Below are 22,687 nucleotides of genomic sequence, written 5' to 3'. Positions count from 1 at the left end.
GATATGGTTCCCAAAAAAAAGAGTTATACCAATTCAAAATTCAAAATTCAAAATTCAAAATTAAGAGATGACAAGCGTTTGGGGCAGGGTATTTTGAATTGATTCAACCTTCACAAGCTGCGCTAATTAAGGATAATGCTACTAGTGGGGCTGTAACTGCACGTAGGATTCGCCGCCCTAAGGATACTGGTTGAAAACCAAAGGTGACAGCTTCTTCTAATTCTCTATCTGTCCATCCTCCCTCTGGGCCGATCGCTATCACCATTTCCCCAGATATGTCTGTGAGAAGGTTTTGCAAATGCACATACTCGCCACGGGCTTCACAGATGTATCGATATGTGGCTGTAACATTATTAACGGCATCACTAAAAGCCACAGGCTCTAAAATCGTCGGCACAAATGCCCGTTCCGATTGCTCTGCTGCTTCGGCGGCTATACGTCGCCAACGTTCTAGCTTTTGGGTACTGGGATTTAGTAAAGTGCGATCGCTCAACACTGGTGCAATACAAGCTACTCCCAACTCCGTACAACTCCGCACAACTTCATCAAATCCACTACCTTTAGGTAAAGCAATCATCAGCGTAATTGCTACAGGTAATTCTGTTTTTACGGCTAATTCTTCTAATACCTGGGCTTGTTCCTCCGTGAGGCTAGCCAACCACCACTTACCCAGTCCATCCATCACAATAAAGCGATCGCCCTTACGCAACCGCAACACCCGTTTTAAGTAATGTTTTTGTTGGGTTGTCAGTAAAACTTGTTCTTGTTGGAGTTGAGAAGGTGCGATCGTAATGCGTTGTAATTGGCTCATGAAAATTTATTCTTACTCCCCTTCCCTTGTAGGGAAGGGGCTGGGGGTTAGGTCTGTATTTGACCCCTTTTTAAGAAAGGCTTTGGAAGTAAGCCTCTAGGGCATCTTTGACTAAATCAGTCATTGAACGGCCTTGACTTGTTGCTGTCGCCTTCACTTTGTTATACAAATCATCATGCAGGCTGACCCGATACCGGGCTTTGCGCGATTTAGATACAGCTTCAGGCTGTTCCGGTTCTATGGTGACTGGTGTGGTTTCCGGTTGATACTGGGCAACAAATTCACGAATACCATCAAAGCCGACGCGATCGCAAAAATCACCGAAGCTTTCCCCAGACTTGCGAGATTTTTTGAAATACACGAAAATCGGCTCTAGGAAGCTTTCTATATCCTTATCGTGCAGTTTCTCTACATAAGGCTGTGCCAGGCGTGTTTGATTGGGCGAACCCCCTAACCACACTTGGTAACTTTCTGGCGCGCTACCGACAAAGCCCAGTTCTGCCATGTAAGGACGGGCGCAACCGTTGGGGCAACCTGTCATCCTCACCACAAAATGTTCATTTTGTAAACCAACTTTATCTAAGAGAGTGCGAATCCTCTCCAAAATGCCGGGAATGGCTCTTTCTGATTCTGTAATTGCTAAACCGCAGGTAGGTAGGGCTGGACAAGCCATTGCGTAGCGGACTAAAGGGTCGATGGTGGTGGGGTCGGAAACTACACCGCAACGGTCGAGGATGGCTTGAATTGCTGGCTTGTTCTCTGGGGTGATTTCGTAAAAAATCAGGTTTTGATTGGGTGTGAGGCGGATGGGTAGGTTAAATTGCTCGACAATTTCCCGTAAGGCGGTTTTCAGTTGAAATGCGCCTTCATCTTTTACCCGACCATTATCGATGGAAATACCTAAAAATAAATTGCCATCGCCTTGTTCATGCCAACCAAGGAAATCGTGATATTTAAACTCTGGTAATTGCTTGAAAGGAGCAATGGGTTTACCAAAATATTCTTCTACCTTAGCGCGGAACTTCTCCACACCCCAATCATTGATTAGGTATTTTAACCGAGCGTGACGGCGGTCAGTGCGATCGCCATAATCTCTTTGAGTCGCAACAATGGCTTTAACGGCATTATATACATCTTCCTTGGCTACATAACCAATGGGGTCTGCCAATCGAGCAAATGTTTCTTCCTTGTTGTGTGTCCGTCCTAAACCGCCACCAGCAAAGATATTAAATCCTTCTAAGTTGCCTTTTTTATCAGTCAGGACAACCAATGTCAGGTCTTGAGAATATAAATCAATGGAATTATCCCCTGGTACAGTCACACTGACCTTAAACTTACGCGGCATATAATAAGTGCCGTAGAGGGGTTCTTCGGTGTCGTGAATGATTGTCCCGTTACCATTGCTTTGTCTAGCTGCTTTTACTTCTGGACTTTCTTCCGCACTGATGGCTTTTTCACCATCTAGCCAGATTTCGTAATAAGCTCCAGTTTGGGGTGAGAGTAAGTCCGCGATATTTTGGGCATATTCCCAAGCGTACTGGTATTCAGCCCGTTTTTTGAAGGGGGCTGGGGGAGCCATGACGTTGCGGTTGATGTCGCCACAAGCACCCAAGGTTGAACCTAAGTTTTGCACAATTGTAGCGATCGCTGCTTTGAGATTTTTCTTTAAAATCCCGTGCATTTGAAAACCTTGACGAGTGGTAGCTCGTAAGGTATGGTTGCCATATTCATCAGCTAGCTTGTCTAAGGCCAAGTAAAGCTGCGGCGGAACCAAGCCACCCGGATTTTTTGTCCGCAGCATAAATTGGTAATCTTTCTCTTGACCCTTGGTACGATTGTCACGATTATCTTGCTGATAAGAACCGTGAAATTTCAGGATTTGTACCGCATCTTCAGTAAAGTGAGTAGTATCCTCAAGGATTTGCGTTGCTACAGGTTCACGTAAAAAATTACTGTTTTCTTTCAGCCCTTCGACTTTAGAAGGTTTACGGCCAGTGGTAGGGGGAGGAGCAGATTTAACCATCAGAGTTCTATAGGATTCTCAATAAGGCATCAGTAATCGCCGAAGCAGCAAATTAGGGGCATTTTTGCGGCTGATAGTTTCCCGGTAATCCGGTCGGAAATATGAATAATACCTCAATTTTAACACGGCGAAAAGCCGACTTAGTCAGTGATTCTACACCTAATTAAACCAGCTTTTTGTATTTGTGAGTAATGAGTAATGAGTAAGCTGTTCTACTTTTGAGTTGCAAAATCCATCGTGAGGGCTGTTGACAGTTAACAGCCCTTATTAGTAGAGACGTTGCATGCAACGTCTCTACATCATCTATTTGGCGCAACTTCATAGAGAATTGGTATTAGAAGTTGCTTACACCAGTTTCAAATCAGGATACTCAGCAAACAAATCATCAGAAGTGAGAGTATCGCCTTCAGCTTGTGGTGTCCACAAAACTTCAAATGCTAAAAGTTGTTCAGCCGGAATGCTACCAATTTGCCGTAAGGCTTGGCGCAAGTCATCAGAACTATTAACAGCAGGGAGTTCAAACTTACCCAATGTCGCCGCCAACAAGGTGACGATAATATATTCGCCAGGGCCTTCTGTAATTAGACGGGTGGGATTATCTATTTCATCAGCCCCAGGTAAAGCATCTTTAGTCCGGGCTGCTTTTAGCTGGTTGTTGACGTTAGACAGGGTTTCTTCGCTGAATTTACTACGTTCTGCTAGTGCTAGGCGGTTAAATTGAGATTCTGCCGAATTTAACTTCGCCTGTTGTGTACCAACACCTGCATATACCCAATATTCAGGGTGACGCAGCAAAGCTAGGCTGGCTTCTTGCAGTACTTCTGTACGTCCTGTAGGGGAATTGGTATCAGCCGTTTCCGCGATGTGGTTAAGTTCTGGTTGCAAATCTCGCGCTTGCGCTAACAAGCCAACTTGCAAGCGAGTCACGGTAACGGTGGGGTTGCTGTTGTAGCCAACATCTTCGCTGACTTCACCACTAGAGACACGACGGAAGGTTTGTACTAGGAAATTAGCGATCGCAAAAAATATTAAAATGCCAAATAAACCGCCAAATCCTCCCCCTATACCCCATAAAGGCAGCAAGAAGGGAAAGCCAAAGCCACCACCGGGGTAGGGAGAATAACCATATCCACCACCTGGTGGTGCGTAACGTGGTGAATAGGTGCGGCTAGAAGGCGCTCTAAAGGAACCACCACCGATTCGTCCACCACTGCGAGCTGCTAACGCGCCATCGGCGTTTCCTAACGCCAACACCAATACTAGCCCCAGGGTAAAGACGGTTTTTAAGAAAGGTTTGATGCTTTGTAGTAGTTTTTTAGGCATAGTCACATTCGCTTGAAAAACGATATTACTTATTTCATTGTTATCTTTGGTGGAAGCATGACGGTGCTTATGTGATGCCAGCCAGTAATTCAGTCAGCGATTTTTATGATTGGCAGTAGCTCGGTGTACTCCTTGGCTACATATTCAATCTATCGCGTCTTGTCTTGGCTGGGCAGCAAACCCAGGGGGGATTTCTGTAGTAGATAACCGTACCTCAAAAGTTACCCCCTTTAAGTGAACTTTGGGATGAATTAAGAATTAATATCGGAAAAGAGGAACAGCCAGGGGATCAATTGCGGAGGGGCAGGGGTAAAAAATCATAACCAATTACCAATTACTTATTACCCATGCCCACAATATGTTTTTGTAAACAAAAATCTCCCTCTAACTTCATAACATGAGGCATTTTGGCATGATGTTATCATGTTCTCAAGATATTATTTGAATAGAAGATAATTTTAGTAGTTTTTGTGTCAGTTTTTTATTTAGTCATACGAATCAGATTATTATATTTTTGTTCTATAAATGTTTTTTGCTGACAGTTTTTTTTTACAAAAAATCAATGCAATAAATAAAATATTTAATTAATAAATACTTCATCAAATTAATAAATAGATATCCATATTCTCTCTTTTAAAATAGAGTTATACCCTAACTCTCAAATCCTTTGCATTTAGGATAGAAAGTATGGAATAACACAAAAATACACGCTTTTTAGCTGGCATTGAGTTAATTACAGTTTGTAAAATTTTATTAAAAAAATCTGTAAATACTGAGATTTTTGAGGCTAACCGTTGGCTAAATAGAAAAAAGGGGAGAAAATTAGATACAAAACCAGCATTTATTTCAGTAAATCTACTACTTTTACGGCTAATTCCTGTAAAAAGATGTATTAACCATAACAGTGATTTTCGGTTACAAGTAAGTACTAGCTCATGTAGGTATAAATGTAGTAACTCCTAGCTTTGATCACAACAAGCAAGCTCACACTCATTATTTTGCTTTAGTTGCAGTTTGAACTAATACAACTTATTTGAATTAACTTCATTCAACTTAACATGGAACATATCTCGCAACTGGCTACAAAAATCAGAGACACGACTGCATCCCCAAATATCTTAGTAATATCGCGTTTTTTCTTGCCTAAAGAAGCTGTAATTGGGGAATATCTCTACAATCGCTGTCTTCAAGATCCAGAACAAGTAATAGTTCTGGCAGCTAGTTGTAGAGGTGATAAAGTGTTTGACCAAGCACAAAAATTTCCTGTATATCGCTGGCCTAACCCTAAATACTGGCTTGGTGGTTTTTTAGGAAGTTGTCTACAACCTTTGTTTAATTTGATTGCACCATTTGTTCTGGCGCTCAAACTTTATTTTCGTTATCACTACCGCTATATTGAATGGGGACATGGCTATAACTTCCCATCACTCCTATTATTAAGCTATATCTTACCCATACGCTTCTTTATTTACTTACACGGTAATGACCTTGGTAGCGTTGTAGACAATCCTGTATGGCGATCGCTCTTTAAGTTAACACTGTCACGAGCTGAAGGCATTGTGTGTAACAATTCCTTAACCCAAGATTATCTGAGAAATACCTTCCGGTTACAAACCCCTACCCACGTTATCCATCCAGTAGTTAGACCAGAAAAATTTGGACTGGGAAGCAATAGCCAGAGTCTAGATGAATTAGGTGATGGCATTCTACCCACCTTAGGCGATCGCCTGCGTCAAGCTTATAATATCCCCCAAAGTGCCATAGTCATTCTTTCCGTAGGGCGCTTAGTCAAACAAAAAGGCTTTGACCGTGTTATTGAAAACCTACCACTACTTTTAACAATTGGTGTAGATGTTCATTACATCATCTGTGGTCAAGGTCCTTGTGAGTCTGAACTAAAAGCCTTAGCAGAGAGGTTGCGTGTAGATAAGCGGGTACACTTTGCCGGGTATGTAAACAATCGAGAATTAGCAGGTTATTACGCAGCTTGTGATATATTTGCCATGCTCACTTTGTCAAATACTCCAGCTAGCCGATTAGAAGGATGTGGTATTGTCTACTTAGAAGCTAGCTATTTTGGTAAACCTGTAATTGCTTCTCGTCACCCGTCCTTAATTGATACGGTACGCCATGAAGAAAATGGCTTGCTGGTAAATCCCAAGTCTGGTTACGAAGTTTTTCAAGCATTTAAACAATTGTGCCAAAATCAGCAATTGCGTGAACAACTCGGTCGTCAGGGTAAAGAATTAGCCAAGCGCAAAACCTTACACCGTTCGTTATACCTTGGGCAAGGGGTGAGAAGCTAGGGGCTAAAGTTACAACTAACCACCACCGACAATTGTCACTACCTCTAAGCGATCGCCTGATTGTACTTGAGTCTGTTCCCAGAACTGGCGATGTAAAATTTCCCCATTATACTCAACCGCCACTAATCGGGGATTGAACCCCAATTGTTGGAGTAAATCGGGTAAGGGAGTTTGAGATGAGCAATTATGGGTTTCCCCATTTACTTGTAAGGTAATTGGATTAGACATAAGAATAATTCGTAAGTCGTAATTAACATACACAAAAATTAGACATCTTTTACCAATTGGCTGCCAGATGTCTTGATAAGCTTTAAATTGTCAGTTGATTAACTTTCTGGCTGAATGCGATGGAGTTGAGAAATCAAATATTGTGTGACTAGGGTAGGTTGTTCCGCCTGCATGAGCGATCGCACTACCGCCACTCTTTCAGCTCCTGCATCAATCACATCATTGATATTATTGGCATCAATGCCCCCAATAGCAAACCAGGGAACCGAACTATTTTGAGCTGCATAACTCACATATCCTAAACCAGCCGCCGCCTTACCTACTTTGGTGGGAGTTTCGTATACAGGCCCTACACCTATATAGTCTGCACCTTCAGCGATCGCCCTTTGCATTTCATCAGCATTGGTAGTAGAACGACCGATAAGACGTTGGGGGCCTAGTAATTGCCTAGCAGTAGCGATCGGCATATCTTGCTGACCTAAATGCACACCATCAGCATCCACAGCCAGAGCCAAGTCCACTCTGTCATTGATAATAAATAAAGCACCGTAGCTGTGACAGAGTTGGCGGAGTTTCGTCGCCAGTTCCAAACGCACAGAATCATCAGCGTCCTTGTCACGATATTGTAACAATGTCAAGCCACCCTTGAGAGCAGCTTCCACCGTTGGCAACAAACTTTCCGATGGGGAAGTGACCAGATATAAACGCGATCGCCGTAGCAGTTGATGGCGCTGATGACCCATCAAATTAGTTTCCAGGCTATAAACTCGATATCGCATCTGCTTACAAGCCTGTCCCATTTTCGGGTGATAAAGCTTACCGTATTCCTCCAACACCCGCAAAGCTTCTTCCACACGACAAAAGTTAGCTTGTAACAACGCCTTAATACTAGAACGCTGTTCCTCATGTGGATGGCTCAAATCAGTGCCAGGATCACCTGCTGTATCTCTTGCTGCTCGCAATTCTTCTGTGTGCCAAACAGCCACCTCTTGGCGCAAGTACTTACATTCCCCTGCCAACTGGCCGCTATTCAACCCAAAGCGACACCATTCTTCAATAATTCGCAACCCTTCACGAGCGCGGTCTAAATTAGCATCTAATATACGGTAAACAACCTGCTGGATTTGCTTTTGTTGGCTGTATGGTTCTACCATTACAACTACCCCATTAGTGATGCTTTCATCGTAATAGCCAGCCTCTTTCATATTTGCAATGTTTCTCGCATCAAGGATTTGCATAGGGATTGGGTATCTGGGATTGGGTATCGGGGATTGGGTATTGGGTATTAGAGAAGTTTCTTCTCCCCTGCCCCCTGCTTTCCCCAGTCCCCAATCCCTTTATTAATTACTTTGTATTCAAAATAGCCAATAGGTCAATATAGCGGATAACATAATCGACATACTGAATATTGCGAGTATGAAACTTTATTATTAGTTCTAAGGAGTGGTGTGAATTGGTTTCCCCCATTTTGTTTAAATATCATCCATTAGACACCTTGCAAGTTAAGCCAACTTCCCTGGAATTAGCAAGGTATGCGGTTTCTAGCCTGTCTATACTATCTACTCTGGCAGTATGCAGTATAACCGTGCTGGGTACTATCCCTGGCAGTGTTATTGCTCAGATGCCGCCTGTAGCAGAGCAGATGCCCCTCAGTGAAAGAACAATGTCTCAGGTTAATGTACTCTTTGTCAACCCAAGTGCCGGGGATGACACAGTAGGTAATGGTGGTGAAAATACACCTTTGAGGACTATTACCCAAGCACTGAAAGTAGCCAGCCCTGGTACAGTAATTAAACTGACACCGGGTAATTACAGTGTGGAAACAGGGGAGACGTTCCCTTTAATGCTCAAACCAGGTGTTTCGATTCAGGGAAACACCAGTAACAAAGGGCAGGAAGTTAAAATTCAGGGCGGAGGACTGTTTCTCAGTCGCAGTTTTGGAGGGCAAAATGTCGCCATCGTTGGTGCTAATCAAGCAAGCCTAACAGGGGTGACAATTACAAATACCAATCCCCGTGGTTATGGTTTATGGGTTGAATCGAGTAATCCAGTCATTAGTGAAAATACTTTTACAGGCAATACCCAAGATGGTATTTCTGTGACTGGTAACAGTGCTACCACAATCACCAAAAACTATTTTTACCGTAACGGAGCTAACGGTATCACTATTGGTGGTAATTCCCCCGCCCAGGTGCGAGAAAATGTGTTTGAGGAAACTGGTTTTGGCATCAATGTCGCCCAAAATGCCGTGCCAATGTTGGTGAGTAATCAAATTCAAAATAATCGTGCAGGAATCATCGTTCAAGCTAATGCTCGCCCGATTTTACGGAATAATTTAATTCAAGGTAGTAAAGAAGATGGCGTAGTGGCGATCGCTCAAGCAATGCCGGATTTAGGTAATGCTACTGAATCAGGTGGTAATGAATTTCGCAACAATGCCCGTCATGACATTAATGCTAGTGCAGCTAAACAGGCGATCGCCGCAGTTGGTAATACAATTGACAGCAAACGAATTACTGGTAAGGTAGCCCTCAACGCCCAAGATGCACCCGTGGCTAATAATGCCCCGCCTACTGCCGTATCCAACCGTGCGCTGCCAACCATCCCTAATGAGAGGGAAGTTATATTTACTGCTCCTAATGTATCTAATACTACCAATAAACCAAGTAAGTCTGTGGTTCGTAGCCAAGGTAATAGCCAATTACCAGCACTAGTATCAGCTGATGCGCCCTTGACTGTACCTAGATACAATCAACAACCACCAGCCCCGATTCCCGAACGAGTCACAAACCAAAATATACCAGGAAATATTCCCGCCATTTCTACAACTAATTTCCCCCCCGTAGCCACAACGAGGACACAGACAGCACAGTTAAATTACGTGCAGATTGACCCCAACACCATTGAGTTTGTCGCACCCCAACCCGAACAACCAGAGCAAATCGTCAATACTCAAGTACCACCCTTGAATGTACCCCCCCAATCAAGAGTTAGTGATACTAGTATTTTGCCTGTACCTGCTGGTAATATTCCCCTGGGTGACACCCGCAACTTGCCCAAGATAGCAGCACCTCAAGCTAATACAACGGGTTTTGGTGGTAATTATTTATCAGCCACCAGTGGCAACTCTGTACGCTATCGCGTGGTAGTAGAAGCCACAAATGACAGAGAGCAAGAATTAGTGAAATTTTTGGCTCCTGGGGCATTTTCCACCTTCTGGCAAGGTCGCAGGGTGATTCAAGTGGGAGTTTTTAGCGATCGCAGTAATGCTGATGAAATGCTAAGAGTTCTCAATAGTAGTGGCTTAAGAACCATTGTAGAGCCATTAAATTAATTACCACATTTGGGCTAAAAACTACGTATAAAAACTGAGTAGAGGGCAAGGGCAATTAGCCCATGTCCTCTACCATCATCAACACCAAGCAATATTCCAAAGGCGGCACACATTAATTACGAGTTACTAACAGCCCTCCTCTGCTTCGCCCAATATCCTCTGGGCGGCTTGTCTATCCCATAAGCCTTACACCACTTTTCCACAGATTTATCTGACACACCAAAATCTTTACCGATTTGCGCTGTTGGCTTTTCCCACACCAACTTTTCTAATTCTTCCTTAGACGGCCTGACAACTTTTCTCGTAAGAACTCTGGCTTCTAGGTTCACCTTCCTAGTTGTCAAATCAACCCCAAACTCCTTATAGGTTCGCTTAGGCGCTTCTTCAGTAAAATCTGTGAAATCTTCCCACCAGTAAAAGGGATTAGGAGATTTAGGCGGTTTTGTTCTAATTCCACATCCACCAAACTTGATGGATGGATAGACTACTTGATTTATATCTGGCAAATAAACCCCGTAGAAGTCAAAGTCATCAGAGTTGTACTTTCTCTCATGACAACCATTCTTATCCGCCCAATTAGTTTTATTTTTGAGAATGCCTGTGCTGGTATATTTGGCTTGAATTCTGTAACATTTGCCGTCTTTGTAGGCAATTAAATCGAAGGGTGCGTGTTCAGTTACCACTGGTACAAAAACTGAGTATTCTTTCTCAACTAAATCGGCTATCACTTTAGCTGCTGCCAAATCACCCTTATCTTTCGTGTGGTGCATCTATAAAATACCCAACATCTCAGCATATTGAGTAATATATCATACAGTAACTTAGGGAGAGTTTACTCTTAGCTAAAACGAGCGCGGCAGGGTTCGAACCTGCGACCAACGGATTAGAAATCCGTGGCTCTATCCACTGAGCTACGCGCCCAAGTTAATACTCAGGCTCCCATAGGAGTTATCCAGGTAATTATATCGTTTTCTTTCATAAGAAGCAAACAAAAAATTGCAGATTTACAGATCGCAAGGCTAAGATGCTAGTCGCCAGTTAGTTGATTTAGATTAAAAATGCGGCAAACTGGCTATTGATTAGCTATATTGTGTGGTCAATGGGCAGTTATTTGCGTGTTGAGTTGGAAACTGACTGGTTCAGTTAGTCTAAAGTAAATTCTTTTACAAGCACTAGTCTGATTCCACCCACATCACGTAAGTAATCGCACTCTTGGCGATACTGCTAAATCAGACTATAAATCGCTTATCTACAAAGCCCCTGTGAGGAGTTATTTGCTAGTGCCATGTTTATTTTGAAACGGCAGGATGTTGAAATATCAAGCATTCAGCACCCAAAAAAGGATCAGCAAGTGCCGATCCTCCATTATCAGGGGCAGACTTTTCGCTTGATTAGCGTATTCAAGGCTGGACAAGAGGAAGAGGCTAGAGCCTTGTGGAGAGAATTAACCGATAATCGGGGTAAAGCTTGTGTCTTGCTGGAAGAACCGGATCGCTTTAGCGTTTGGGGTAAGGTACGCTTAGACCAACTAGGTAATGATACTGGTGGCCATAATAAAAATGGGGTGTTTGTTCAGGCGAGTATTTTGCTGTTCCAATCCGTCCATATGGATATTGAAGATTTTTTAGGTACAAAACAAGCTGCACTATTTGAAAAAGATATCGCTGAAGTCATGCGACAACAGCAGTTTCCAGAAACTGCTTCTATTGAAGCAGTCAAGCATTGGGTGAAAACTAATCCTTTGGAATCCGCCAAACTCCCCGCCTGGAAGGAAAATCATGTGACCAGCTTCTTGCAAGAACTACATAAGCTGGGGAAAACATATTTTGGTAACGCCAACTTTGCTTGCCAAGTAGCCGATAAGTTACAAGATATGCCAGAAGGTGAGCGATCGCTCTTTATATCTTGGCTAAATCAATCTTCACTGAGTAAACTGTGGCAATAGCATAAAACTTGTAGAAAAAAAGTAACTATTGGCAGTTGTGGGGAAAACAAAAAAGTGCTGGGTGCTGAGTCCTGAGGTAGGAATCAAGAATAATTACTTCCTAATACCCAGTCCCCAATCCCCTCTACAAGTTCTTGCACAACAAAATCTTACCAGAGTGCATTTAGTTAAACCTTATGAATAGTTCTTACAAGAATTCGCCTCAAACTGTTAAATCCTTGTTCACTACCCAGAACATCGTTTTAGCTAGCATTGGTTGGGGTGTACTGGCACTGTTATACTTTTTGTTATTCAGTGCCAAGATCCCAGGAGCAGATGGTGTCGAAAGTCGGGCAGAATGGTATGTACTAGGGACAAATATTTTTGAAGCCTTAGCTTACCTAAATGCGGGGATATTGTGCTTGCGGAATTGGCGGAGTCCACAAATTGTGAGTAGTCGTAATGTGTGGCTAGCGATCGCCATAGGTATGATTTCTTATTTCCTGGGGGGGATATTTTTTGGCTATACAGAAATAGTTTTAAAAGAAGAACCGGATGCTTCTATTGGCGACGTGTTTTTTGTATTAAGTTATGTATCTCTAGGCGTAGGCATGATTTTAGCAGTAGCTACCAGGCGAATTAATCTGGAAAAATGGCAATGGCTCATTGTCTTGGCAATTGGAGTATTCGGGAGTTTATTGGCATGGTGGATTTCTATCCAACAAGCAACAGGCTCACAAGAAACAATAGTCACGATTTTGAATTGGTTTTACATCGTCAGCGACGTATTGCTATTAATCATCGCCACCACCCTATTACTAGCTTTTTGGGGAGGACGTGTTTCCCAATCCTGGAGAATGATTGCGGCGGCCGCCTTTTCGCTCTACATTGCAGATATGTGGTTTAAATACGCTCAAGGTCCCAATTATCAAAGTGGAGAAATACTAGAAGTGTTTTGGGTGTTTAGTGGAGTGTTATTTGGTATGGGCGCTGCCCTAGAATATGACGCATCATTAAGCCGGACTCGGCGGGAGCGCGGAAGAAAACGAGCATAGAAAAGATTGGTATCTACCGTGAGAAAACTAACAAATTCTGACAAACAAGAAATTCTCAAGCTATATCGAGAAACTGCTGAAACGACCTCAACCTTAGCAGAACGCTATGACGTGAGTAATTCCACAATTAGCCGTCTGCTCAAAAGTACCTTGCCTGAAGATGAGTACGAATTCCTCGTTTCTTTGAAACGTGCCGCTAGGACTCCTGAAGGCAGAGCGCAAGTCAGTTACGACCAAATTCCTTTTGTCGTTCAACCAGAGGAAGCCCCGGTCATCAGCACTCAGAAGGTTGAGTTACCAGAGCCAATCACAAAACCGGAACCTTCACGGGTAGAAGACAAGCCAACCCCAGTCATTAGAAAGGGACGGCAAGCTAAACCGGCACCTCTGCCGGAAGAAAAACCCCAACCTTTGTTGGCAGAGGAGGAAAAACCAACCCCTGTAATTAGAAGGGGACGGCAAGCCAAGCCAGCACCTTTACCTGAAGAAGAGAAACCAACCCCAGTTATTAGAAAGGCGCGGCAAGCCAAACCAGAGTTCTTTCCTGAGGAAGAAGAAAAACCAACCCCAGTTATTAGAAAGGTACGGCAAGCCAAACCAGAGTTCTTTCCTGAGGAAGAAGAAAAACCAACCCCAGTCATTAGAAGGGTGCGGCGACGTTCTGCCTCGGAGGAAGAAGACAGGGAACCCATAGCACGGCAATTGGAAATTCCGGTAGGGAAACCCCAGGAAATTATCAGTATTTCCAGTCCGTTGCTAGAAGATGAAACGGCGGAAGTAACACCGATGGGTTATGCTCCACCGCAGGTAATCGCCGAAATGCTTGGTGAAGACTTACTAGACGAATCCGAGGATTTAGATGATCTAGAGGAGGACTTAGACGACGATTTAGATGAAGAAGACTACGAGGACGAGGAAGACGACTTAGAGGAAGCAAGACCTCTAGTTACCAGAAGAAGATTTGGGGATGCCGCAGTGCAAGTCCTGCCCCTATCTGTGGCATCTTTGCCCAAGACCTGCTATTTGGTTATTGATCGCTCCTCGGAGTTAATTACCAGACCACTCAAAGACTTTGGTGATTTGGGGCAAATTCCTAGTCTAGAAACTCAGCAAAGAACCCTACCGATATTTGATAATCACCGTGTGGCTAAACGCTTTTCTACCAAGCGCGATCGCGTGATTAAAGTCCCTGACAGCAGAATGCTGCATAAAGCCCGCACCCATCTGCAAGCGAAGGGTATCACCAGGCTGTTAATTGATGGTCAGGTTTATTCTTTGTCTCTGGTTTAGGGGTGTAGGGGTGTAGGGGAAAGAATTAACGGATAAAATCTAAATCCAAGTGATTCGACACTGTTTGGGGTTTTACATATACCCTCATACCCCTACACCCTCATACCCCTACACCCCTAACTACAAATAAACAGCCGCCGCAAAACGATTCGCCAAGTTAATGATGTCTTGTTTCCGAGCAATTTGATTTACCCATTGTTGGGGAATACATTCGATTCCGTAGTAAATCCCCGCTAACCCCCCTGTTACCGCCGCCGTTGTGTCTGTATGCCCTCCCAAATTCACAGCTTTCAGCACAGCCTCGGAGTAAGAAGAAGTATTTAACAAACACCACAGGGACGCTTCTAAGGTGTCAATTACATAACCACCAGAATTGATTTTCTCTGCTGATAACTGGGCAATTTCCCGGCTGAGGATGCGCTGAAAATGCGGGTGTTCTCGAATATATTCCTCAGATGAATAGATTTTGTGGATATTTTCTAGCCCTTGTAAATAAGCTGTGGGCAGATCAGCCCCTTTGAGGATCTCCACGGCAATACTAATGTAAATACCGCAGGCCATTTGGGAACGACGATGAGCGTGGGTAATACCAGAAACCTCATGTACACGCTGAATTAACTCACCAAAAGGTAAATTTTTATGGCAATAAGCCATCGGTAAAATTCTCATCAAAGAACCGTTACCATTGCTCATTTCACTAATTCCCCCGGCGTGTAACGGGGAAATTCCCTGCTTGAGACGCATAATTACGGCATGAGTGCTTTCACCAATACCGAAGATTTCCCCACGGGGTGTCCAGTAAGCTTGTTTGTACCAACGCCAAAAAGAATGAGCGATCGCATCTAATGAATAGCCTCTACATAGACTTTCTGCCAGGCAAAACGTCAGCGAACTGTCATCAGACCAAGTTCCTGGGGGTTGGTTCCATGTGCCGTAGCCTTGCATCTTTGTCACCGGAGATTTAGCTAGTTCGGTGCGGCTAGTAAACTCCACCGGCACACCCAACGCATCACCGACACATAAACCCATCAAACCAGATAAAGTTTTTGGCGCGGTTAGCATTATCTAATCTCCATGCAGATGATCAAAAATCTACTTTATAGATTTCCTCAAAAGCTTGTTGCCATAGTTGTTACAAGGCGGGGATTGGAGACTGGGGATTGGGGATTAGGGATTGGGGACTGGGGATTGGGGATTAGGGATTGGGGACTGGGGATTGGGGATTGGGTGGGGACTTGGGGCTTACCAATTACCCTGCGGAAAATACTACCCGAAAACCGCATATCCTTAAGCCGCCGTCTGACTCATTCCAACTGCGGCTGGCGCTGCGGCAAAGTTCTGCGGCAAAGTTCCAGGAACCGCCACGCAACACTCGGCGATATATATCACCACCTGCTTCCCATACACTACCGTCGGTTGGTGCGCCGTTGTAGTTATTGTGCCAAGGGTCGGCACACCATTCCCAGACTAGTCCGTGCATATCGTACAATCCAAAGGCATTGGCTACGCGAAAGTTGCCGACATCTGTAGTTTCTTTGCGGTATCTGGTTTTGGCTTCAAGATTGTGAATATCGCCGTCGCTGAAGTTGGCTAAATCGGGGGTGATGGTTTCGCCAAAGTGAAAAGATGTAGTTGTTCCAGCACGACAAGCATATTCCCATTCGGCTTCGCTGGGTAGGCGATATTCCCGTCCGGTTTTTTCGGAGAGTCTAGCACAAAATTCTAAAACTTCGTGCCAAGAGACGTTTTCTACTGGTCGATTTTGACCTTTGTATTTTGAGGGGTAGGGATTTAAGGCTTGTTTAATTTTGGGTAAGCCAGCCACAGCTCGCCACTGTGCTTGAGTTACGGGATATTTTCCCATGAAAAAGGGGGCGATCGCTACTTGGTGTTGGGGGCGTTCGTCGGCATCGCCTTCAAAGTTGGGCGAACCCATCAGGTATGCACCGCCAGGAATTGACACCATTTCTAGGGTGATATCTTTGTTTAATTGTTCTACCAAAATTTGGGTATTAGTGCGATCGCGGTTCACAATTCGACCGGCTGTATCTACTGTAACTACCTCATATTCAAAGGTTTGTAGGGGAGGTAATGGCCGTTTTGTTCTTTGTGTTACTGGTGCTAATGGGACTAATGTTGTTTGAGTATTTGGCAGAATTTGAGTTTCTTCAACTATGGCTGTGGATACTTGTAAATCATGGAGGACTTCGGCGGCTGATTGATATCTTTCACTAGGTAAATGCTTAAGTAATTTATCTAAAATTTGACTTAAATTTTCACTAATTGTGATGCCTCTGTCCTGTGAATATTCTTGCCATAACCATTTACCATTCATGGGATCATAAAGACCATCATCAATATGTCCGTAAGGATTTTGTTGCGGTAGGCATTGGGTTAATAACCTAACACAAGTAACACCCAAAGCATATAAATCACTAGCATGACAAGCGAATCCTGCCATTTGCTCTGTTGGTGCATAACCAATGGTATAAATAGCTGTTGCTTGTCTAGCTATACTAGTTTGGGTAACTTGTTTAGCACCACCAAAATCAATTAATACTAATTTGCCATCACCATCACGGCGAATAATATTTTCTGGTTTAATATCTCGGTGGATAACTTGATGAAAATGAATAAAATCGAGAACTGGTAATAAATCAATTAACAGTTGCCGAATTTTTTCTTCATTAAAGGGTTCTTGTTGGACTTCTTGTAAAAGTGTTAGTCCTTTAATAAACTCTTGAACAAGATATAAGCTAGAACCTTGTTCAAAGTAAGCTAATAACCTCGGAATTTGAGTGTGATTTTCTCCAAGTTCATACAGCCGGAAGGCTTCTTCTTTAAAGAATTCTGCCGCTTTACTGCGCTGTCCGGTTCCTTGAATTTGTGGAAAGAATTGTTTGATGACACAAGGTGCATCTAGTCTATCTGCGTCTTCAGCTGCGTAGGTTTTGCTGAATCCACCTTCACCTAATAGTCCTAGTACGCGGTAGCGATTTCTTAGTAGTTTGCCAAAGTTGCTTTGTCCGCAACTCATGCAAAATCTATTGCCATCAGGATTGAATGGGTTTGAACAATTGGGATTTTGGCAGATTTGCATAACGAAGGGATAGTAGCATCTTGTCCAAACTTAGCCCCAATATTATCGAATTGAAAAGGGATATCTAGACAAATAAATATTAATAATTTTCACCTGTATAAATACTTAAACGGCAAATACAGATGAATTTATTGAGTTAATCTGTTACTCGTTACTGGGTAGTTTGTGAAGATACATTTGTAAGGTGAGTAAGCTAGTGCGAATAAAATTATAGTTCGTAGATAGCAATTAATTACCCAGAGTAATAGTAACTAGGAATAAAGCCATGACTACAAACTTATATTTATTTTCATTCACCTGCGGACAATGCACGAGTTAACAGATATTTATTTCTAAAATAATATTAGAATTAAATAATTGAGTTTGTCAAGTGTGTTTATATTTTGTTTATTTTCGTTCTCCTAAGGAGCGAATTGATTCTGCTATAAAGGCAACAATTGCCGATAGAAAAATTAGTAAAACACTGAGAGCATTAATATCAGGTTTAACACCAGTTCTAATCCGACTAAAAATTTCCATTGGCAGAGTGTTGTAACCGCTACCTGAGGTAAAACTAGCAATGAGAAAGTCATCTAGACTAAGAACAAATGCTAGTAGACAGCCAGCAACAATTCCTGGCATTAATTGTGGTAGTAATACTTGCAGAAATGCTTGTATTGGTGTAGCGCCTAAATCAAGTGCAGCTTCTTCTAAGTGGGGGTCTAAATTTGTCAGTCGTGATGAAACTACTAAAGCGATATAAGCTATACAAAATACCACATGGGCAGCGACAATCGTCCATAAGCTGAGGGGGATGGCGAAGGTAGCGAGAAAGACGAGAGTGGCAACAGCGATCGCAATATCGGGAATAATTAATGGTAGATAAGCAACGCCACGATACAAATTTTTGCCAGGAAACTGATAACGCGCCAAACCCACAGCCATTAAAGTTCCTAATACGGCAGAAATACCGACGGCACTACAGGCAACCAGCAAACTATTTTTCAAAGCTGATAAGATGCGATCGTCACCTAATAGCTGGTAATACCAATCAAGGGTGAAGCCTTGCCAAGTTGCACTGTAAGGTGATTTATTGAAGCTATAAAATCCCAGTACCAGGATAGGTAGGTACATGAATATAAATATGAGTACGGAGAAAACCGCCTGCCATGAGACAAGCGGTTTATTGTGAGATGGAGAAATATTCACGTTTTTGTGATCTATTAAGATTACCAAGCCTAAAATATATTCCACTCGATATGAAACGTCAATATCGTAGCCGAAATTTCAGCCATAGGCTTAAAGAATTATCTCATTTCACAAATACATAACTGCTAGCTTAGTTTAGTAAATAAGAGGATAAACAAGTAAATAGTAGCAAATACTTTAAATATTGGTGCAGGAAATAGTAAAAACTATAAAATTGCTAATTTCTTGGGTTTTTACTCAGATAAAGGGGAAAATTACTTGAATACTTTCGAGCTATTGAGTTTAATTAGTCCAATAAATTATATTTGATAATTTATTAAATGCAACAAACTAATTAATCATAGAACAAAAATCATCTCTTGGGAATGGGAAGATTTCCCTACTAAGATAGACAAGGAATTAAGAATATAAAGCATAAGATGATGAGGCAGTTAATTTTAAAATTGGTGTTAAGAAGTAGTTTCTAGTGCAAATTTAATTGTCTATCAGGCACTCTTGAAACAAAAGACCAACACACCTAATTCAAATCTTAGTTTGTAGGAGGTTTGTGATGCGAATTGCTCAGGTAGCCCCATTATGGGAGAGAGTACCCCCGCCTGCGTACGGCGGTATAGAGTTAGTAGTGGGGTTATTAACAGATGAGTTAGTCCGACGTGGACACGAAGTTACTCTGTTTGCATCGGGAGATTCTATCAGTTTAGCAAACCTAGTATCAGTTCATCCCCGTGCGCTAAGGCTTGATTCCAGTGTTAAGGAATACGGCATTTATGAAATGCTCCAACTAAGCACAGTATACGAGCGTGCAGATGAGTTTGATATCATTCATTCACACATGGGTTGTGCATCATTACCTTACACAAAGTTAGTCAAAACCCCCACTGTTCACACTCTACACGGCATTTTTACCCCTGACAACGAAAAAATGTTTAGATATGCCAAAACAGAGCCTTTTGTGAGTATTTCTGATGCACAACGGGATCTGAGATTAGGACTTAATTATGTGGGAACAGTCTACAACGGCATTGATGTTAATAGTTATAAATTTTATCCCCAACCGGATGAACCACCATATTTAGCATTTTTAGGTCGAATATCTCCAGAAAAAGGTACACATCTAGCAATAGAAATTGCCAAGAAAGCTGGCTGGCATTTAAAAATGGCAGGTAAAGTAGACGTTGTTGATGTGGAATATTTTGAAAAAGAAGTTAAACCATTAATTGATGGTAAGCAAATTGAATATTTAGGTGAAGCAGACCACACACAAAAAAATGTATTGATGGGAGGTGCAGTTGCCACCTTATTCCCGATTACTTGGAGAGAACCATTCGGATTAGTAATGGTTGAGTCAATGGCATCAGGTACGCCTGTGATTGCGATGAATCTTGGTTCCACTACAGAGGTAATTGCCCACGGCAAAACAGGCTTCCTGTGCAGTAATGTGGAAGAGTGCGTGAGTGCGATCGCCAAAGTTGCAGATTTAGACCGCTATACTTGTCGGGAGTATGTGCAGAACCGTTTTAGCCTGCAAGCCATGACCAACGGCTATGAAGAAGTTTATCGACAAATTCTGCAACAGCGCTTTGCTAATAATGGGCATCACCGGAGTACAGTTGCTTTGAGTAAAGTATAGAACATGGCTGAATCTTTATACCTGCTCATGTCAAGGGTGATAACGTAACAGCAAAAGCTTCTTGAGTTGGTTTGGTTGGTAATGCTAATGATTTTTGATGATTACCCATTACCAATTACCAACTCCACAGAGGAAAATAATTCTCTAGACTTATAAAACATGGGTGATGCGATCGCTTTATGATGCGGTAAGTGGTATATAGGCGATCGTTATGACGCAGATAATCTCAATCAATGACAATCAACGTTTACAACTGGAACCTTTAGAAGTTCCCTCCCGTTTGCTGTTGGGGCCTGGGCCATCAAACGCCCATCCCGCAGTCTTGCAAGCGATGAATGTTTCACCAGTGGGACATCTTGACCCGGCTTTCCTCGCACTGATGGATGAAATTCAATCCTTGCTGCGCTATGTATGGCAAACAGAAAACCCCCTCACCATTGCTGTGAGTGGTACGGGGACAGCTGCAATGGAAGCAACCATCGCCAATGCTGTAGAACCCGGTGACGTAGTATTAATTGGTGTAGCTGGTTATTTTGGTAATCGTCTTGTGGATATGGCCGGACGCTATGGCGCAGATGTCCGCACAATTTCCAAACCTTGGGGACAAGTTTTCTCACTGGAAGAACTCCGCACAGCTTTAGAAAACAATCGTCCGGCAATTTTGGCTTTAGTTCATGCAGAAACTTCCACAGGCGCACGTCAACCCTTGGAAGGGGTGGGTGAGTTGTGTCGAGAATTTGGCACTCTGTTATTAGTAGATACAGTTACTAGCTTGGGTGGTGTCCCTATCTTTTTGGATGGGTGGGGAGTAGATTTAGCCTACAGTTGCAGTCAGAAAGGTCTAGGTTGTTCTCCTGGCGCTTCGCCTTTTACCATGAGTTCCCGTGCTATTGAGAAGTTGCAACGGCGACGCACCAAAGTGGCGAATTGGTATTTAGACATGAACTTGCTGGGTAAGTATTGGGGTAGTGAGCGAGTTTATCACCATACAGCCCCGATTAATTTGTATTATGCTTTGCGGGAAGCGTTGCGTTTAATTGCCCAGGAAGGATTAGCAAACTGCTGGCAACGTCATCAAAAGAACGTAGAATATTTGTGGGAAAGATTAGAAGATATAGGCTTAAGTCTGCACGTTGAGAAAGAATACAGACTACCAACCCTCACAACAGTCCGTATTCCCGACGGAGTGGATGGTAAAGCAGTCGCCCGTCAGTTACTCAATAAACATAACATTGAAGTTGGCGGTGGTTTAGGCGAATTAGCAGGTAAAGTCTGGCGTGTGGGGCTAATGGGTTTCAATAGCCGCAAAGAAAGTGTTGACCAACTGATTCCAGCTTTAGAGCAAGTTTTACGTTAGGGTCAAAATTCTTTGTAAGTCCTCAACTTGGGCTAAAAGTCTGAGTTTAGCTACAAAGGATTTTACTAAATGTTTTAGGGGGAAATATTTTGTTCACACCCCTAAATTCTGATAACTGCTACATAAGTACTGAGCGAGTTTCCTAATTCACTCAGTGCTTATTACTTATTTATGCTTACTCTTTTTATTTCAGAGATAACATTACGATACAGAGCTATCCTCTGGAGGATTGTGACGCTTAATAATAATATATTCTTGCTGGTTGTAACGCTTTCTTGCTTTCTTCTCCAAGACAATTATGGTTGAATTTGATGAACAGCTACGCTCCTTAGTTGCTCAAGCCTGTGGACATCCACCCGGAAGCCCTCAGCGTCAAAAGCTGCTCACGCAAATTATTCGCTTGACTTCCCGTAAACTTTGGAAGGAATACACTCCCTACTATCAAGATGCACTGCAACAAACTTGGCTGTACTTTTGTCGCAACGTTTGTGAAGGGTTGACAGGACAAAAATATGACCCTACTTATGGTACTGTGATTACCTGGCTGAATGCCTATCTTAGACGTAGATTACAAGACTTTTATATCAACCAAAATAAAGAACAAGCAACAACAGTTCCTTTAAGAATTCGCCAATCTAAATCAGGTGAGAGCAGTGATGTTATTGACCCTGTAGAGAATTTGGCTGCTACTCCTGAAACACCACCAATTTTGGAAGAGTTGGAAACTTGGGTAAAGAGGGATTTGAGCGGAGAACTGCGCGCTACTCATGTGAAAGGCCGTCCTGATGTAAACTGTCAGGTGTTAATTCTCAAGCGCTTACCTCCGGAAGTAAGTTGGAAAGAATTGTCTGAGCAATTTGGGCTGGCAATTCCTACATTGAGTAGTTTTTATCAGCGTCAGTGTCTGCCACGGTTACGGAAATTTGCCGAGTCGGAAGGTTTAATTTGAAATATTAATAATGGGTGATTGATAAGAACTAGGACTTACGCATGAAAACGAAATATCAAGGGTTTGGAGAAGAGTATAGGGGTATAGGGGAGCCAGTTGAGTGGGAGGTTTTCCCGACTTGAGCAAACTGGTGTGTATAAATGTTTGAAACCCTTACACCCTTACACCC

At 42.8% G+C, this 22,687-nt stretch carries 17 protein-coding genes and 1 tRNA gene; 8 read left to right on the top strand and 10 right to left on the bottom strand.

Going from position 1 to position 22,687, the window contains the following annotated elements; genetic code table 11:
• Positions 1–103: 103 nt before the first annotated feature.
• The 3 genes from ACM5QX_RS04790 to ACM5QX_RS04780 all read right to left on the bottom strand — a co-directional run bounded on the left by ACM5QX_RS04790 (position 104) and on the right by ACM5QX_RS04780 (position 4,157).
• On the bottom strand, positions 104–811 hold the full coding sequence (locus tag ACM5QX_RS04790) for a 16S rRNA (uracil(1498)-N(3))-methyltransferase (protein ID WP_414752601.1): 708 nt from the start codon (positions 809–811) through the stop codon (positions 104–106).
• A 70-nt stretch (positions 812–881) separates the two neighbouring features.
• Entirely contained in the window at positions 882–2,834 is a 1,953-nt protein-coding gene (gene sir / locus ACM5QX_RS04785; protein WP_414752600.1) for a sulfite reductase, ferredoxin dependent, read from the bottom strand.
• A 345-nt stretch (positions 2,835–3,179) separates the two neighbouring features.
• Positions 3,180–4,157: a DUF1517 domain-containing protein gene (locus tag ACM5QX_RS04780; RefSeq protein WP_414752599.1), complete on the bottom strand. Its 978-nt coding sequence runs from the start codon at positions 4,155–4,157 to the stop codon at positions 3,180–3,182.
• A gap of 1,058 nt (positions 4,158–5,215) precedes the next feature.
• Between ACM5QX_RS04780 and ACM5QX_RS04775 the strand changes: the two genes are divergently transcribed.
• Positions 5,216–6,463, top strand: coding sequence for a glycosyltransferase family 4 protein (locus ACM5QX_RS04775; RefSeq protein WP_414752598.1), 1,248 nt, complete (start codon positions 5,216–5,218; stop codon positions 6,461–6,463).
• Between the two features lie 15 nt (positions 6,464–6,478).
• Here ACM5QX_RS04775 and thiS read toward each other — a convergent pair whose 3' ends face one another.
• A complete protein-coding gene (gene thiS, locus ACM5QX_RS04770; protein ID WP_011321696.1) occupies positions 6,479–6,691 on the bottom strand; it encodes a sulfur carrier protein ThiS in 213 nt (70 codons plus the stop codon).
• A 98-nt stretch (positions 6,692–6,789) separates the two neighbouring features.
• Positions 6,790–7,896 (bottom strand): thiamine phosphate synthase, encoded by a 1,107-nt coding sequence (locus ACM5QX_RS04765; RefSeq protein WP_414752646.1) that lies wholly within the window; start codon positions 7,894–7,896, stop codon positions 6,790–6,792.
• 416 nt (positions 7,897–8,312) lie between these two features.
• On the opposite strand from ACM5QX_RS04765, the gene ACM5QX_RS04760 reads away from it, so the two are divergent.
• A complete protein-coding gene (locus tag ACM5QX_RS04760; RefSeq protein WP_414752645.1) occupies positions 8,313–10,025 on the top strand; it encodes a DUF1565 domain-containing protein in 1,713 nt (570 codons plus the stop codon).
• Between the two features lie 116 nt (positions 10,026–10,141).
• On the opposite strand, the gene ACM5QX_RS04755 is transcribed toward ACM5QX_RS04760, so the two are convergent.
• Entirely contained in the window at positions 10,142–10,795 is a 654-nt protein-coding gene (locus ACM5QX_RS04755) for a group I intron-associated PD-(D/E)XK endonuclease (protein ID WP_414752597.1), read from the bottom strand.
• A 78-nt stretch (positions 10,796–10,873) separates the two neighbouring features.
• Positions 10,874–10,946 (bottom strand) — tRNA-Arg (locus ACM5QX_RS04750).
• Between the two features lie 364 nt (positions 10,947–11,310).
• Here ACM5QX_RS04750 and ACM5QX_RS04745 point away from each other — a divergent pair.
• The 3 genes from ACM5QX_RS04745 to ACM5QX_RS04735 all read left to right on the top strand — a co-directional run bounded on the left by ACM5QX_RS04745 (position 11,311) and on the right by ACM5QX_RS04735 (position 14,294).
• Positions 11,311–11,970 (top strand): Npun_F0813 family protein, encoded by a 660-nt coding sequence (locus tag ACM5QX_RS04745; protein WP_414752596.1) that lies wholly within the window; start codon positions 11,311–11,313, stop codon positions 11,968–11,970.
• A gap of 176 nt (positions 11,971–12,146) precedes the next feature.
• Entirely contained in the window at positions 12,147–13,004 is an 858-nt protein-coding gene (locus tag ACM5QX_RS04740) for a hypothetical protein (RefSeq protein ID WP_414752595.1), read from the top strand.
• 18 nt (positions 13,005–13,022) lie between these two features.
• Entirely contained in the window at positions 13,023–14,294 is a 1,272-nt protein-coding gene (locus ACM5QX_RS04735; RefSeq protein WP_414752594.1) for a hypothetical protein, read from the top strand.
• Positions 14,295–14,414: 120 nt separating this feature from the next.
• Here ACM5QX_RS04735 and ACM5QX_RS04730 read toward each other — a convergent pair whose 3' ends face one another.
• The 3 genes from ACM5QX_RS04730 to ACM5QX_RS04720 all read right to left on the bottom strand — a co-directional run bounded on the left by ACM5QX_RS04730 (position 14,415) and on the right by ACM5QX_RS04720 (position 18,507).
• The gene (locus ACM5QX_RS04730) at positions 14,415–15,356 is read right to left on the bottom strand and encodes an ADP-ribosylglycohydrolase family protein (protein WP_414752593.1); all 942 of its coding nucleotides are present in this window, start codon (positions 15,354–15,356) and stop codon (positions 14,415–14,417) included.
• Positions 15,357–15,543: 187 nt separating this feature from the next.
• On the bottom strand, positions 15,544–17,394 hold the full coding sequence (locus ACM5QX_RS04725; RefSeq protein WP_414752591.1) for an SUMF1/EgtB/PvdO family nonheme iron enzyme: 1,851 nt from the start codon (positions 17,392–17,394) through the stop codon (positions 15,544–15,546).
• A gap of 387 nt (positions 17,395–17,781) precedes the next feature.
• Positions 17,782–18,507 carry an ABC transporter permease gene (locus tag ACM5QX_RS04720; RefSeq protein ID WP_414752590.1) on the bottom strand — a complete coding sequence of 242 codons (726 nt, stop codon included), beginning with the start codon at positions 18,505–18,507 and terminating at the stop codon, positions 17,782–17,784.
• 625 nt (positions 18,508–19,132) lie between these two features.
• On the opposite strand from ACM5QX_RS04720, the gene ACM5QX_RS04715 reads away from it, so the two are divergent.
• From ACM5QX_RS04715 to ACM5QX_RS04705, 3 genes are all read left to right on the top strand, one after another.
• Entirely contained in the window at positions 19,133–20,212 is a 1,080-nt protein-coding gene (locus ACM5QX_RS04715) for a glycosyltransferase family 4 protein (RefSeq protein ID WP_414752589.1), read from the top strand.
• 211 nt (positions 20,213–20,423) lie between these two features.
• The gene (locus tag ACM5QX_RS04710; RefSeq protein ID WP_414752588.1) at positions 20,424–21,569 is read left to right on the top strand and encodes an alanine--glyoxylate aminotransferase family protein; all 1,146 of its coding nucleotides are present in this window, start codon (positions 20,424–20,426) and stop codon (positions 21,567–21,569) included.
• Positions 21,570–21,867: 298 nt separating this feature from the next.
• Complete coding sequence (locus ACM5QX_RS04705) at positions 21,868–22,518, top strand: sigma-70 family RNA polymerase sigma factor (RefSeq protein WP_414752587.1); 651 nt, start codon at positions 21,868–21,870, stop codon at positions 22,516–22,518.
• The last annotated feature ends 169 nt before the right edge of the window (positions 22,519–22,687 follow it).

Source organism: Anabaena sp. CCY 9910 (assembly GCF_963920875.1).
In the GTDB taxonomy this organism is placed as follows: Bacteria; Cyanobacteriota; Cyanobacteriia; order Cyanobacteriales; family Nostocaceae; genus Trichormus; species Trichormus variabilis.
This window is presented reverse-complemented; position numbering and strand designations above follow the sequence as displayed.

Excerpts from the sequence above, each read along its gene's own strand:
- ACM5QX_RS04790 (WP_414752601.1), bottom strand. The coding sequence starts at position 811 with ATGAGCCAATTACAACGCATTACGATCGCACCTTCTCAACTCCAACAA.
- sir (WP_414752600.1), bottom strand. The coding sequence starts at position 2,834 with ATGGTTAAATCTGCTCCTCCCCCTACCACTGGCCGTAAACCTTCTAAA.
- ACM5QX_RS04780 (WP_414752599.1), bottom strand. The coding sequence starts at position 4,157 with ATGCCTAAAAAACTACTACAAAGCATCAAACCTTTCTTAAAAACCGTC.
- ACM5QX_RS04775 (WP_414752598.1), top strand. The coding sequence starts at position 5,216 with ATGGAACATATCTCGCAACTGGCTACAAAAATCAGAGACACGACTGCA.
- thiS (WP_011321696.1), bottom strand. The coding sequence starts at position 6,691 with ATGTCTAATCCAATTACCTTACAAGTAAATGGGGAAACCCATAATTGC.
- ACM5QX_RS04765 (WP_414752646.1), bottom strand. The coding sequence starts at position 7,896 with ATGAAAGAGGCTGGCTATTACGATGAAAGCATCACTAATGGGGTAGTT.
- ACM5QX_RS04760 (WP_414752645.1), top strand. The coding sequence starts at position 8,313 with ATGCCGCCTGTAGCAGAGCAGATGCCCCTCAGTGAAAGAACAATGTCT.
- ACM5QX_RS04755 (WP_414752597.1), bottom strand. The coding sequence starts at position 10,795 with ATGCACCACACGAAAGATAAGGGTGATTTGGCAGCAGCTAAAGTGATA.
- ACM5QX_RS04745 (WP_414752596.1), top strand. The coding sequence starts at position 11,311 with ATGTTTATTTTGAAACGGCAGGATGTTGAAATATCAAGCATTCAGCAC.
- ACM5QX_RS04740 (WP_414752595.1), top strand. The coding sequence starts at position 12,147 with ATGAATAGTTCTTACAAGAATTCGCCTCAAACTGTTAAATCCTTGTTC.
- ACM5QX_RS04730 (WP_414752593.1), bottom strand. The coding sequence starts at position 15,356 with ATGCTAACCGCGCCAAAAACTTTATCTGGTTTGATGGGTTTATGTGTC.
- ACM5QX_RS04725 (WP_414752591.1), bottom strand. The coding sequence starts at position 17,394 with ATGCAAATCTGCCAAAATCCCAATTGTTCAAACCCATTCAATCCTGAT.
- ACM5QX_RS04720 (WP_414752590.1), bottom strand. The coding sequence starts at position 18,507 with ATGTACCTACCTATCCTGGTACTGGGATTTTATAGCTTCAATAAATCA.
- ACM5QX_RS04715 (WP_414752589.1), top strand. The coding sequence starts at position 19,133 with ATGCGAATTGCTCAGGTAGCCCCATTATGGGAGAGAGTACCCCCGCCT.
- ACM5QX_RS04710 (WP_414752588.1), top strand. The coding sequence starts at position 20,424 with ATGACGCAGATAATCTCAATCAATGACAATCAACGTTTACAACTGGAA.
- ACM5QX_RS04705 (WP_414752587.1), top strand. The coding sequence starts at position 21,868 with ATGGTTGAATTTGATGAACAGCTACGCTCCTTAGTTGCTCAAGCCTGT.